General features: G+C 43.8%; 5 protein-coding genes. 4 read left to right on the top strand and 1 reads right to left on the bottom strand.

Annotated features, from left to right (window positions below; translation table 11 throughout):
- The first annotated feature begins 454 nt into the window (after positions 1–454).
- The 3 genes from JGK36_RS22665 to JGK36_RS22655 all read left to right on the top strand — a co-directional run bounded on the left by JGK36_RS22665 (position 455) and on the right by JGK36_RS22655 (position 8,335).
- The gene (locus JGK36_RS22665) at positions 455–5,155 is read left to right on the top strand and encodes a PAS domain S-box protein (protein WP_293198511.1); all 4,701 of its coding nucleotides are present in this window, start codon (positions 455–457) and stop codon (positions 5,153–5,155) included.
- Positions 5,121–7,145: an adenylate/guanylate cyclase domain-containing protein gene (locus tag JGK36_RS22660; RefSeq protein WP_293198509.1), complete on the top strand. Its 2,025-nt coding sequence runs from the start codon at positions 5,121–5,123 to the stop codon at positions 7,143–7,145. The genes JGK36_RS22665 and JGK36_RS22660 overlap by 35 nt, the downstream gene beginning before the upstream one ends.
- Before the next feature lie 299 nt (positions 7,146–7,444).
- Positions 7,445–8,335 carry an alpha/beta fold hydrolase gene (locus tag JGK36_RS22655; protein ID WP_293185648.1) on the top strand — a complete coding sequence of 297 codons (891 nt, stop codon included), beginning with the start codon at positions 7,445–7,447 and terminating at the stop codon, positions 8,333–8,335.
- A gap of 297 nt (positions 8,336–8,632) precedes the next feature.
- Here JGK36_RS22655 and JGK36_RS22650 read toward each other — a convergent pair whose 3' ends face one another.
- Positions 8,633–9,514 (bottom strand): Cof-type HAD-IIB family hydrolase, encoded by an 882-nt coding sequence (locus JGK36_RS22650; protein ID WP_293190345.1) that lies wholly within the window; start codon positions 9,512–9,514, stop codon positions 8,633–8,635.
- Between the two features lie 299 nt (positions 9,515–9,813).
- On the opposite strand from JGK36_RS22650, the gene JGK36_RS22645 reads away from it, so the two are divergent.
- Complete coding sequence (locus JGK36_RS22645) at positions 9,814–15,327, top strand: ATP-binding sensor histidine kinase (protein ID WP_293198507.1); 5,514 nt, start codon at positions 9,814–9,816, stop codon at positions 15,325–15,327.
- Positions 15,328–15,345: the final 18 nt, after the last annotated feature.

Genomic DNA, 15,345 nt, shown 5'->3' with positions numbered 1-15,345 from the left:
TATTCCTGTAGTTTTAGGACTGTGGACTAAAATTACTAACGTAGATGTCTAACATTGACTACTTTTGGGTAGCTTTGTCCATGTTTTTACGAGCGGTTAGATGTACGAAAAGACGGATCGCAGCCCTAGAACAGAGTTAAAAAACTCAGGTTTAAAAATCTGGAGTGCCTAATCAATGATTTTTTTGGCAAAACTTAATATTTTCAGGGAATAATTGGATTTGTTTTTACGATAAAATATGGCAACAATTCGGTTAATAGGAGTTGGCAATCTAATATCGGGATCAAAAAAAACTAGGAAAAGGCACGTCAGTCAATGGACTTATCTAAAAAAATCTCTGTATGCTTAGTTTGAAAAGGCTTGATGAATCATTTGATTTTCAGGAAATTAATTTCTCGCTTCATTAAATAATTGACCTGCTAACAATAGACAGGAAAAATGGCTCTAGAAAAAAATGGTAATTGACAAAGAAAGCATTCACATTTTAGTTATTGATGACCAGCCTAACAACCTTCGGTTTATATCAAATATCTTAACGAAAGAAGGGTATAAAGTTCAGCGGGCTATTTCTGGAGGAATGGTTGTAAATGCTAAATTTACCGTTCTACCAGACCTGATTTTGCTAGATATTGCCATGCCCCGAATGAACGGCTACGAAGTATGCGAAAAACTGAAGGCCAACGAAAAGACTCGGGAAATTCCGGTAATTTTTCTGAGCGTTTTTAATGAAACTTTTCATAAGGTAAAAGCTTTTGAAATTGGCGGTGTTGACTACATTTCTAAGCCTTTTCAAGTGGAAGAAGTTTTAGCGCGGATCGAAAGTCAATTGACTATCCAGCAGCTATCGAAACAATTAAAACAGCAGAATGTCCAACTGCAACGAGAGGTAGAATTTCGGAAGCAGACAGAACAAGCACTCCGGGAAAGCAAAGCGCGGTTGCAGAAATTGGCGGTTAATATACCGGGCGTTATTTACCAATTAGTGCAAAATCCACAGGGAAGTTATAAGTTTGAATATATCAGTTATGCTTGTCGGGAAATTTACGAATTAGAGAGCGAAAAGATTTTAAAAGATGCTGGCTTGGTATGGGATCGAAATCATCCAGATGACCGAGAATATGTGATGGAAACGATTGCAGAAAGCGCTCGAACTTTAGAACCTTTTGCCTTTGAATGGCGGATTGTTACGCCGTCGGGAAAACTCAAATGGCTGCAATCTAATTCTCGACCAGAAATGCGCGACAATGGCGATATAGTTTGGTATGGCGTGCTTTTTGATATCAGCGATCGCAAGCAAGCAGAAATAGAAACTGCCGCAGCTAAATCTGCTTTAGAACGGAAAGTTCAGCGAGAGTTGCTGATTGCCAAAATAACTCAAGAAATTCGATCGAGCTTGCATCCAGAACAAATTTTTCAAACAGCCGCAACTCAAATCGGTCAGACATTCTACGTCAATCGCTGCTTGATTCATACTTACATTACTACTCCCCAAGTCGATATTCCTCTGGCGGCGGAGTATCTCGAACCCGAGTGGGAATCTATTTGGAACGTACCCATTCCTATTTGGGGAAATCCTCACATCGTACAAATGATGATACAAGATCGGCCGATCGCCTCCAACAATGTTTACTCAGACCCTCTTTTGCAAGCTATTAGACCGATTTGCCGCGAGATTGGGTTAAAATCGATGCTGGCAATTCGCACTTCCTACCAAGGCAGGGCAAATGGCGCTATCTGCTTGCACCAGTGCGATCGCTACCGGGAATGGACGAAAGATGAAATCGACTTGTTAGAAGCGGTGGCGGCTCAACTAGGGATAGCGCTGGCTCAAGTTCAACTGATCGATCGAGAGAAAAAGCGAATTGGGCAGCTCGATCGGCAAAATAAACAGTTGCAAGCAGAAATTCGCACCCGCATCCTCGCCGAGCAAGCTCTGCAAGAGTCAGAAGCAGAATTGCGGACTATTTTTGCTGCCATGACTGACATAGTTTTAGTGAGAAATGCAGAAGGGCGCTGCATCAAAATCGCACCGACATCAGCGACGAATTTTGCCAAACCTGCCAGCGAAATGATTAACAGAACCGCCCATCAAGTCTTGCCACAATCTGTAGCAGATTTGGTATTAAATACCATCCAACAAGTTCTCAAAACGAAGCAAAGCATCAATGTTGAATATAGCTATACAGTCGGAGATCGCGAAGTTTGGCTAGATGCTAAAGTTTCTCCGCTGTCAGCAGAATCAGTAATTATGGTAGCGCGAGATATTACCGATCGCAAACAAGCAGAATCTGCACTCCGAGAAAGCCAGCACTTCATTCAGGCGATCGCCGATTCCAATCCCAACCTATTGTACGTTTACGATTTAATTGAGCAGCGGAATGTCTACACCAACCGCCAAATTGCGACGATCCTCGGCTACGGGGCAGAAGAAATACAAGATATGGGTAAAGCCATGCTCCAAACTCTGGTGCACCCCGAGGATTTATCGGCTTTTTTTCAACATATTCAAAAGTTCGATCTATCTCAAGGTGGTGACATCATCGAATTTCAATACCGGATGAGGCACAAAAACGGCGAATGGCGGTGGATGCACAGTTGGGATACAGTATTTCTGAGACAAGCTGATGGTAAACCGAAACAAATTCTCGGCACGTCTAATGATATCACGGATCGCAAATTAGCCGAAGAAAAACTGCTAGCATCGCAGCAAAGAATCTCATTTTTATTGCAGCAAACGCCGATCGCAGTGATCGAGTTAAACCTGAGTTTAGAAATTATCACTTGGAATCCCGCAGCAGAAGCTATTTTTGGCTACAGCGAGCAAGAAGCCAAAGGGAGAGTCGCCACCGATTTGATTGTACCTGAAAGCTACCGCCAACAAGCATCTGAGATTTTCGATCGTGGCTTGAGTGCCAAATCCAGCGGCACTTCCGAAAATCTGACCAAAGACGGCAGAATTATCATCTGCGAGTGGTACAATACTGAGCTAATTGACGAGAATGGCAAAGCAATCGGTACGGCTTCAATGGCTGTAGATATTACCGAACGCAAGCAAGCAGAAACCGAATTGCAAGAAAGTGCTTTGCGCCAAAGAGCGATCGCCCGCATCATTGAAAGAATGCGGCAGACTTTAGATCTCCGAGAAATTTTTCACGCGACAACCCGAGAATTGCGCCAAACCATGAAATGCGATCGAGTCGGGCTTTACCGTTTCAATCCTGACTGGAGCGGCGAATTTGTAGCCGAATCCGTTGACAGCAAGTGGATTTCTTTCATCCAAGCACAGCAAATAGACCCCAACTTCACAGAAGGCGCCTTAGAAAGCGAAAATTGCCTCGTCCAAAAATTCGATAGCACCTCACAAGAAATCTGCGATACTTATTTGCAAGAAACCGCAGGTGGAGCCTACAGCAGAGGTAAAACTTACCTTTGCGTCCAAGATATTTACAAGCAAGGCTTCAGCCCTTGTTACATCGAATTGCTAGAAAGATTTCAAGCCAAATCCTATATTACCGTCCGAATTTTCTGCGGTGACAAGCTCTGGGGATTGCTAGCATCCTATCAAAATTCAGCTCCCCGTCAGTGGAGCGAAGCTGAAATCAACGTTGCAGTTCATGTAGGCACCCAGCTAGGAGTAGCATTGCAGCAAGCCGAATTGCTCGCTCGCACTCAAAGGCAGTCAATGGAACTGATTAAATCCAAAGAAAACGCGGAAGTTGCCAACCGCGCCAAAAGCCAATTTCTCGCTTCCATGAGTCACGAATTGCGGACGCCTCTCAATGCCATTCTCGGTTTTTCCCAAGTCATGGCTCGCAATATTTCTATCACACCAGAACAAAAAGAATACATAGAAATTATCAACCGCAGCGGCGAACATTTGCTAGAACTCATCAATGATGTTTTGTCAATGTCCAAAATAGAAGCAGGTCAAATTACCATTAATGAAAGCCGCTTCAACCTCTACAACATTCTCGACAGCCTCAGAGAAATGCTGCAACTAAAAGCCAACTCCAAAGGCTTGCATCTAATCTTTGAAAATATCGGCGATTTGCCGCAGTACATTCAAACAGACGAATCTAAATTGCGGCAAGTTTTAATTAACTTGCTCGGCAATGCAATTAAATTTACTCAACACGGAATTGTTACTCTGCGCGTTAGCAGCCAAGCAGAAACCAACGTGACTGAAGAAAATCAATCTCAATTGCTGTTTGAAATTTCCGACACCGGCCCCGGCATTTCCCCCTTGGAACTTCCCACATTATTCAAGCCCTTCGTACAAACCGAAACAGGTCGAAGATCCATGCAGGGAACCGGGCTAGGATTGCCGATCAGCCAACAGTTTGTCAGGATTATGGGAGGTGATATTTCTGTGGAAAGTCAACTCGGTCAAGGCACAACTTTCACGTTTAATATCCAGGTTAAGTTAGTAACAGAAAGCGACGAACAAGAAAAAACGACGGCAAAACAAGTTATTGCTTTAGAAGCCGGACAGCAAATTTATCGGATATTAATAGTTGAAGATGTAGCCGAAAATCGCCAACTGCTGCTTAAGTTGCTCGCACCGCTGGGATTTGAAGTCGAGGAAGCAACTAACGGTCAAGAAGGAATTGCTTTACAGTCAACTTGGAAGCCGCACCTGATCTTAATGGATATGCTGATGCCAGTGATGGACGGGTACGCAGCAACCAAACTGATCAAACAAACTCCAGAAGGAAAAGAAACCATAATTATTGCCCTGACTGCTAGTGCTTTTGACGAGCAGCGACACATAATTTTGTCTGCTGGTTGTGATGATTTCATTTGTAAACCGTTTCGGGAAGAGGTACTATTTGAAAAGATAGCTCATCACCTGAACCTGCGGTATATTTATGAGGAAGAAAACTCATCTACTTCTGGTTCGGCACCGCAACTGCTGAAAAGTTTGACCGCGGAGGATTTGAGTGTAATGCCCAGAGACTGGGTAGTCGATTTGTACCAAGCAGCACTTTGCGTTGACGACAATCGCATTCTCCAACTGATCGAGCAAATTCCCGAAACTGAAGCAAATCTCGCTAACGCTTTAAAAGATTTGGTCGAGAATTTTCGGATAGATATCATTATTGATTTAACTCAATTATATTATGATGAACGACCAGCCACTACCAGCGACTCCTAGAGACATTCTGATCGTTGACGATATGCCGGACAATTTGCGACTTTTATCCACTATGCTCGGATCCCACGGGTATCAAGTCAGGAAGGCGATTAACGGACAACTGGCTCTGCAAGCGGCACAAATGTCTCCTCCGGATCTAATTTTACTAGATATTAATATGCCGAAAATGAACGGCTATGAAGTTTGTCAGCAGTTAAAAATAATTGAAAATACTAAAGATATTCCGGTGATTTTTATTAGTGCGCTAGATGACGTGCTGGAAAAAGTTAAAGCTTTTCAAGTAGGAGGAGTAGATTATATTACTAAGCCTTTTCAAGTAGAAGAAGTTTTGGCCCGCGTCGAAAACCAACTTTCGCTGCGATCGCTGCAATCGAAACTGCAACAGCAAGCCAGGGAATTGCACGATCGCAATTCGAGATTGCAGGAGGAAATCGCGGAACGGCAGCGGGCTCAAGAATCAATCCGGTTTTTGCTGGAAATTACGCGGGCGATCGGCGAAGCTGTAAACTTTGACTCAGCTTTAGAAGTAATTCTGCACCAAGTTGGCGAAACAATCGGATGGGATTTAGGAGAAGCTTGGATTCCCAATGCAGAAAGAACTTTCCTGGAATCTGCCAGGGGTTGGTATGCGGGCAACGCCAGCATGGACTGGTTCCGCAGGGAAAGCAAAAAACTGACATTTGCCAGGAATATTGGGCTGCCGGGACGAGTTTGGGTATCCAAGCAACCGGAGTGGGTAGAAGATATTACCCAGGGCTACCCGCCTTTTACTCGAAGTGCAATAGCACAAGCAACCGGATTCAAAGCAGCTTTTGGTGTGCCGATTGTGGTAGGCGATGAACTCTTGGCAGTGCTGGTTTTCTTTAAAATTTTGCCCGGTAGGAAAGACGCGCGATTTATAGATGTTTTTGATGCTGTCGGCAGTCAATTAGGTTCTTTGATTCAGCGCAAAAAAGCCGAAGAATTACTGCGAATTGCGGAAGAAAGATATCACAGTATTGTCGAAAATGCGATGGAAGGCATTTTTCAAAGCACGCCTTCAGGAGGGTTTATTAGCGCTAATCCAGCTTTAGCAAAATTGTATGGTTATAACTCGCCAGCAGAACTGATGTTATGTATTAAAAATACTTCTCAAGTGTACATTGAGCCGGAACGCCGCCAGCAATTCGAGGCGGCTATGGATGCACAAAATGCTGTGTTGGGCTTTGAATCTATGGTCTATCACAAAGACGGCCACCGGATTTGGGTATCAGAAAATGCCCGAGCTGTTAGAGATGAAAAAGGTGAGCTGATGTATTATGAAGGTACTGTTTCTGATATTACAGAGCGTAAATTAGCTCAAGAAGCGCTCAAAGTTCAACAGGAACAAAGCGAGAAGTTGCTGTTAAATATTTTACCGAAACCAATAGCTGAACGTTTGAAAGCGGAGCAAACTACAATTGCTGATAGTTTTGCAGAAGTCAGTGTTTTATTTGCTGATATTGTTGGCTTTACTGAACTGTCGGCGAGAATGTCTCCGACGGAGTTGGTGAAGCGATTGAACGTGATTTTTTCGCACTTCGACCAGTTAGCTGAAAAGTACGGTGTGGAGAAAATTAAGACGATTGGTGATGCTTATATGGTAGTTGGGGGATTGCCGACGCCGAGAGACGATCATGCTGAGGCGATCGCCCAAATGGCCTTGGGAATGCAGGCAAAAATAGCTAAGTTGTCGGCCGAGACAGGAGAAAAACTGGCAATTCGCATCGGCATCAATTCCGGGCCGGTGGTAGCGGGAGTGATTGGTGTGAGCAAGTTTACCTATGATTTGTGGGGAGATACGGTGAATGTGGCGGCGAGAATGGAAGTTACGGGATTTTCCGGCAGCATTCAAGTTACTGATGTCACTTATGAGCTTTTGAAAGATAAGTATTTGTTTGAGAGGCGAGGCATGATTCCGGTAAAAGGTAAGGGGGAGATGATGACTTATTGGTTGTTGCAAAAAAAGTAAAAATTGGGAATGGGGCATGGGGCATCGGGCATGGGTCATGGGGCATGGGGCATTGGGCATTGGGCATTGGGCATTGGGCATTGGGCATTGGGTATTGCAACTGACAACAAATAACCAATAACCAATCACCAATAACCAATCACAAATCACCAATCACAAATCACCAATCACCAATCACCAATCACCAATCACCAATCATTAATCATTAATCATTAATAATTCATGACTACTGACTACTGACTACTGACTTCTTCCTTCTGCTATGATGAAAGTAGTTAACGAAACTTTACATAATAGCCGTGACTGCACAACAATTAGTATCTGCAACGAGTTTAGAAAAGCTAATTTGGACTTGGAAAGGTCACAAAATCCAATATACCGTCCAAGGCACGGGCCGCCCTCTGATTTTGATTCATGGATTTGGGGCTTCGATCGGGCATTGGCGGCAAAATATCCCCGCACTCGCTGCCGGCGGCTACCGCGTATTTGCCCTGGACTTGTTGGGATTCGGGGCTTCCGCGAAACCGGCCCTCGATTACACCCTGGAATTGTGGGAAGAATTACTCACCGATTTCTGGGCAGATTTGGTACAGGAACCGGCGGTATTTGTCGGAAATTCGATCGGCGCATTGCTAAGTTTGATGGTAGTCGCCAACCATCCAGAAATCTCCGCCGGCGCTGTCTTAATCAACTGTGCCGGCGGACTCAACCACCGACCCGAAGAACTGAGTTTTCCCCTGGGATTAATCATGGGGACTTTTGCTAAATTAGTTCGATCGCCCATCATCGGCCCCTTTGTCTTCAACAACATCCGGCAAAAACACCGCATCCGCAACACCCTGCGCCAAGTCTACGGCAATCGGGAAGCCATTACCGACGAACTCGTAGAACTCCTCCACGCGCCCTCCTGCGAGCCCGGAGCTCAACAAGTATTTGCCTCGATTCTCACGGCCCCAGCAGGCCCTCAACCGTCGGAATTGCTGCCAAAGGTCGATCGTCCGTTATTGGTACTTTGGGGCGCAGATGACCCCTGGACGCCGATCGCCGGTAGCCAGATTTACCAAGAATTGGCCACCAACGGTAAACCCGTCAAATTTGTCTCAATTCCCAACACAGGCCACTGTCCCCACGACGAACGACCAAATGAGGTGAATACTCTGATTTTGGACTGGCTGGTTGAATTCAAGTAAATTTTTTCGGCTTGGATGGATGTGCAGGGCGATCGGCTAAACCCTTGCATTACAAAGGTTCTGCCTCGATCGCACGCACCCGCAGCAGACTCAAAAAAAAACTTTTGTTAAAAGTATTGACACAATGTACTGAGTTAGCTATATTAATGGACGTGTGAGGAGCGAACCAGAAGAAGCACCGAGACGAAACACGGCCAGTCGTCGGTGCTTTTTCTGTTGAAAGACATTTTTAAAATTATAGGGACACGGCAGTGCCGTGCCCCTATAATTTTGGGAAAATTATTATTGCTACAAATATCAGCGATCGCCCAAAACAAATTGTTCGATCGCCAACGCCACCCCATCATCCTCCACATCCGGCGCCACCCAATTAGCAACAGCCTTCACCCCATCAGGAGCATTCCCCATCGCCACGCCCACACCCGCGTAGGAAATCATTTCTAGATCGTTAAAATTGTCGCCGATCGCCATCACATTCGCCGCCTGCAAACCCAAAATTTCCTCCGCCAAATACTTCACCGCATCTCCCTTATTCGCCAAAGGATGCGTCGCTTCAAAAAAAGTAGCAACGGATCGAGTTAAATAAAGCTCCGCAGGCGTGTAACGCTCGCGCATACTAATGAGCAAGCCGTCGAGTACCTCCGGATTCTGGCACAAAGCCAAGACTTTCGTCGGTTCCCCCGGAATATCTCGCCGCAAATCTTTAATTACATTTGGTTCAATACCCGATCGTTCGGCATAAAGTCGGGTAGCTGTGGTAATTTCCGGTACATACAGTTTATCGTCAATGTAGAAATGGATCGACAGGAGCGATCGCAATTCCGGTACTTCAAAATGCTCTAACAATTGCAAAGCCCTTGGTATCGACAGCGGTAAGTGGCGCAGCCGCTTTTGACTCGCGACATCTTGAATCCACGCGCCCTGGTAGCAAATCAGCGGCAGAGTTGAGCCGATATGCGAGTGGAAACGCAAAGCAGACTGGTACATCCTGCCCGTAGCGACAGCTACTTTCACTCCCCGCGACTGGGCTGCCGAAATGGCCTGCTTGACCGGTTCTCGGATCTGATTTGACAAACCTGCGATCGTCCCGTCGATATCCACTACCAGTAGTTTAATGTCTGCGGTGCCCAAAGCGCGATCGGTCGCAGTAGCTGGATTTGAGGCAGTTATATTCTGCATGATTGTTTTGAGATTTTACCTGTTGATTTGCACGCACCAGTTTATTTTGGCACTGGCGCGATCGCAAAATACAATTTTTGATTTTTTGAATACTACAATATAGATAAGTATTACCTGAAGTCAGGACACGGCAGTGCCGTTTCCCTACGATTAATCTGGTGTAGAAATCAGGACACGGCAGTGCCGTTTTCCTACGATTAATCTGGTGTAGGGACTAAGGCCAAGCCGTCTCCTCTCTATCATTCCAGCCCAGCCGAAATTTATATAAAACTTCAATTTTTAAATCACTCCCAAACAGCATGATTACTATTCCAGGATACCGCATTGACGGAGAACTTTATACAAACCCCCACACAGTTATTTATCGAGGGATGCAGCTTGAAGAACAAAAACCAGTTATCCTGAAAACTCTCACACCGACCTACCCTACCCCAGCGCGAATAGCCCAACTCCTGCACGAAGCAGAAATCCTTAAAAATTTAAATTTACCAGGAATAGTCAAACTTTACAAGCTTGAAAAATACAATCACTTTCCTGTTTTAATTTTAGAAGATTTTGGTGGCATTTCCCTAAAAGATTTTCTCAGCACCAACCAGCTAGAGTTACAACAATTTCTCCAAATAGGCATAAAACTAGCAGAAACTCTCGGACAACTCCACGAAAATCACATCATTCACAAAGATATTAAACCCAGCAATATTATTGTCAATATCCAGACTGGGGATGTCAAAATTACTGATTTTGCGATCGCCTCCCTGCTACCAGGCGAAAACCCCACCCTGGCCCACCCCCATTTACTCGAAGGAACCCTCGCCTATCTGTCTCCCGAACAAACGGGACGCATGAATCGGGCGATCGACTACCGCACCGATTTTTATTCTTTAGGCGTCACTTTTTATGAAATGCTCTGCGGCGAATTGCCTTTTAATGCGATCGATCCGATGGAATTAGTGCACTGCCATATTGCTAAAACGCCCGTTTCTCCTGGCGAAAATAGAAAGCAGAAAGTCAAAGGCAGCATCAATCAAACAGAAAGCGACGAGATTCCTCTAGCCGTTGACGATATCGTAATGAAGCTATTAGCAAAAACTGCCGAAGACAGGTATAAAAGTGCTTTCGGACTTTTGTACGACTTGGAAAATTGTCTCGCTCAACTCCAAACAAGCGGCGCAATTTCTCACATCACCCTCGGCGAGCAAGATCGGTCAACTCACCTGCAAATTTCCCAAAAACTTTACGGACGAGAAGCCGAAGTTAATCTACTTCTCAATACGTTCGATCGCATGAAGCGAGGCTATACAGAAATCCTACTTATTTCCGGTTGTGCCGGCCTTGGCAAATCGTCGCTTGTCTATGAAATTTACCAACCCATACTCCGGGAAAATGGGTATTTTATTGACAGCAAATTTGAGAAATTCAAGCGCGATATTCCCTACGCTTTTTTGCTCCAAGCTTTTCAAGACTTGTTGCAGCAAATTCTCACAGAAACAGCCGCCAAAGTGCTAGTTTGGAAACAAAAAATTTTAAATGCTCTCGGTAGCAACTGCCAAGTAATTATTGAAGTTATTCCCGAAGTAGAACTGATTGTCGGGTCGCAGCCTTCTGTGCCAGATTTAGGATCGAATGAATCTCAAAATCGCTTTAATTTAGTATTTCAAAAATTCATCCGCATCTTTACTCAAAAAGCACACCCGCTGGTAATTTTTCTCGATGACTTGCAGTGGATTGATTCAGCCTCGCTCAAGTTAATCCAACTGCTAGCAACTGACATGCCCAGCCAATACTTATTAATAATCGGAGCCTATAGAGAATCAGAAGTAGATGCAAATCATCCCGTAATGCTAGCCGCAGAAACAATTAGGAAAGCAGGCGGGAATGTAAGTACGATCGCCCTTTTGCCTTTAGATATTAACAGCGTCAATCAACTCGTCGCGGATACTCTGAGCTGCGCCCCAGAAAAATCGCTACCTTTGGGACAATTACTGTTTCACAAAACCGGAGGAAATCCATTTTTTATAGCCCAATTGCTGAAGTCTCTTTACTCCCAAAAAATGCTACAATTTAAATTTGTAGCCTCTGAAAATTCGGTCGATCGAGCCGAACCTCACTTGTCTGACTTTGCCGAACAAATCCCAGAACAAGCTGTGAAAAAATGCAAAATCACAGGCGAGTGGCAGTGGGACATTGAGCAAATACAAGAAATAGGAATAACTGACAATGTTGTGGAATTAATGATAGACAACATTCAGAAACTTTCAGGTAATACGCAGGAACTGCTAACATTAGCCGCTTGTATAGGCAACAAATTTGATTTAGCAATTCTCTCCCAAATCAGCGAACAACCTCTGACTTCCGCAGCAACACACCTCTGGGAAGCAGTTCAGTCCGGTCTGATTTTGCCCGTGAATAACGCTTACAAAATTCCGATCGCACTAGCAGCAAGCACAGGGTTAACAGACCAAATATCTAGAGACGTTACAGATGAATTGTCCCTACCAGTTGCTGATGCTGGTAGCGCAACTTATAAATTTTTGCACGAGCGAGTTCAGCAAGCAGCTTACGCTTTAATATCCGAATCTCAGAAACAAGAAATTCATCTCAAAATCGGCAGATTCTTGCTGCAAAACGCGCATCCAGAGCAATTAGAAAACCATATTTTCGATTTAGTCAACCAACTAAATGCAGCCCAACCAATCATCAGCAGTGAATTAGAAAAACTTCATTTATGTAAATTAAATTTAATGGCGGGCCGCAAAGCAAAAGCCAGTGCAGCTTATGAACTCGCTGTCAAATATTTGGCCGCAGGTATTGCATTGCTTCCCATGCAAAGTTGGCAAACCGACTACGACTTGACTCTTGCACTCTACGAGTCAGCAGCAGAAGCAGCTTACCTCAATACCGATTTTGAACAAATGGAAAAATGGGCAAAAATTGTCTTGCAATACGCCAAAAATGAACTAGACAAAATCAAAGTTTTTGAAATCCGAATCACAGCTTGTGCGATGCAAACCAAACTGCAAGAAGCGGTAACAATTGGTCGGGAATCACTCACAATGTTAGGAATAAACTTTCCAAAATCGCCAACTCCCCTCCACATTCAGCAAGCACTTACCAAAACCTCAGCTTATTTAACAGGAAAAAAGATAGAAGATTTAATTGACTTGCCTATGATGACCGAGCCGCGTAAATTAGCAACTATGCGCGTCCTTTCCAGTATGTTGTCGGCTACCTCGATTGTTGAACCCATACTGTTGCCGTTGATTGTCTGCGAGCAAGTTAATTTATCTATAAACTACGGAAACTCTGCTTTTTCTGCCTTCGGTTATGCTAATTACGGAGCAATTTTAAAAGGAATAGTTAGAGACATTGAATCGGGCGAGCGATTTGGTCAATTAGCATTAAATTTGATCGCTCGGCTAAATGCTTTAGAATTCAAAAGCAAGACTCTTAATTTAGTTGCCTTCATTTTGATGCACGGCAAACATCACGTTAAAGATACTTTACCTCTGTTAGAAGAAGCCTATCAAAGCGCGCTCGAAAATGGTGATTTAGAATCGGTTGGATATTCTGCCGTAAATATTTGTCAGTCCTTGTATTTTATTGGTCAAGAATTGCCGCAACTGGAACGAAAAATGGTAAATTACAACCATTTGCTATTTCAACTAAAGCAAGAAACGGTATTGACTTGGAATCAAATATATTGGCAAACAGTTTTGCAATTGATGGGGAAAATGGAAAGCCCCGACATTTTATTACGTGAAGCTTACAGCGAAAAAACATTATTGCCGCTGCTGTTGAAAGTTAACGATCGAGTGGGACTTCAAACTTTTTACTTACAGAAATTAATATTAGCCTATTTATTTGGCAATGTCGAGCTGGCGCTAGAAAATGCAGCGCAAGCCGAAGTTTATTTAGACGGAGTTGTGGGGTTTATTAATGTTCCTGAATACCATTTTTATGATTCTCTAGCCCGACTCGCAGCATATCCATCGGCAACAAAAGAGGTACAAGAAGAGCATCTTTTTTACGCAAACACCAACCTAAAAAAAATGCAAAAAAAAGCACTTTCTGCGCCGATGAACCTCCAGCAAAAATGTGACTTGATTGCCGCTGAAAAAGCTCGAATATTGGGAGATATTGTGAGAGCAATGGAATATTACGACTCCGCCATTGCCGGAGCGCAAACAAACGGATACATACAGGTACAAGCACTAGCAGCAGAATTGGCAGGAGCATTTTATTTATCGATTGGACGAGAAAGAATTGCGAAAACTTACTTGACAGAAGCGCGTTATTGCTATCAGCGCTGGGGAGCTAAAGCGAAAGTAGCGCATTTAGAATCAAAATACTCGCAGTTGCTGACTTCACCCTCGATTTCAACGAATATCGAAACTCACAAATCTACGAGTAGCGCTTGCACTACGAGCGACGGTGCAGGCGTACTAGACTTGACAACAGCAGTAAAAGCATCGCAAACCTTAGCGGGCGAAATAGTTCTAGACAAACTGCTGGCAAAACTGATGAAAATTGTTATTGAAAATGCCGGGGGACAAAAAGGCTTTTTAATACTAGAAAAATCTGGTCAATGGGTGATTGAAGCATCAGGCTCTGTGGATGTCGAGCGGGTTAATGTAATGCAATCAATTCCGATAGATTTTGTATGTGAGGATCGAGAAGTAACTTTGCTGGCAGTTTCTGTTGTCAACTACGTCGCTCGTACCCAGGAAAGTATAGTTTTAAATGATGCCACCCGCGAAGGACAATTTACTCGCGCACCTTATATAATTGCGGTTCAACCTAAATCAATTCTTTGCACTCCCTTAATCCATCAAGGCAAACTCAGTGGCATTTTATATTTAGAAAACAATCTGACTACAGGCGCTTTTACGCCAGACAGGTTGGAACTATTAAAACTGCTGTCTTCTCAAATTTCTATCTCGATTGAAAACGCCCAACTTTACATGAACTTGCAGCAATTCAATCAGAATCTTGAAAACTTAGTTCAGCAGCGTACCTGCGAATTGTCCCAAACTTTAGAAGACTTAAAATCGGCTCAAAATAAACTGGTAGAAGCGGAAAAAATGGCTGCTCTCGGAGGGTTGGTTGCAGGTGTCGCCCACGAAATAAATACTCCCATCGGCGTAGGTATCACTGCCGCCTCGCTACTGGCTGAAAAAGTCACCAAATTTTTGGATCTTTACAGCAAGGGACAAATTAAACGATCGGAGCTAGAAAAATTCCTGGATACGGCGCTGCAAAGCAGTAATATGATCTTATCCAACCTCACGCGGGCGGCAGATTTGATTCACAGTTTTAAAGAAGTGGCTGTAGATCAGTCGAGCGAATTAAAACGCACGTTTAACGTGAAAAACTATCTAGAGGAGATTTTGACATCCTTAAGCGCCAAACTCAGAAGAACTAAGCACAAAGTAGAGATTAAGTGCGATGAAAATATTGTACTGGACAGTTACCCCGGTGTGTTCTCTCAAATTGTGACAAATCTGGTGTTGAATTCCCTAATTCACGCTTACGATGGAGAAAATGGGGGGATTCTGGCGTTTGATTTGAAACTAGAGGGCGATCGGCTAATATTTGAATATGCCGATAACGGCAAAGGAATTACCCCAGAAAATCTCAGTAAAATTTTTGAACCATTCTTTACGACAAAAAGAGGTCAGGGCGGCACAGGATTGGGACTGCACATTATTTACAACCTTGTCACGCAAAAACTAAAAGGCAGAATTCGCTGCGAAAGTCAAGTACAAAAAGGCACAAAATTTATGATAGAATTTCCTGTTATAAGAAGAAATTAGTTATTATACTGTCAGTTT

The organism is Microcoleus sp. PH2017_35_SFW_U_B (assembly GCF_020737865.1).
Classification (GTDB): domain Bacteria; phylum Cyanobacteriota; class Cyanobacteriia; order Cyanobacteriales; family Microcoleaceae; genus Microcoleus.
Note: the sequence above shows the minus strand (reverse complement) of the source record. Positions and strands in the feature narration are given on the sequence as shown.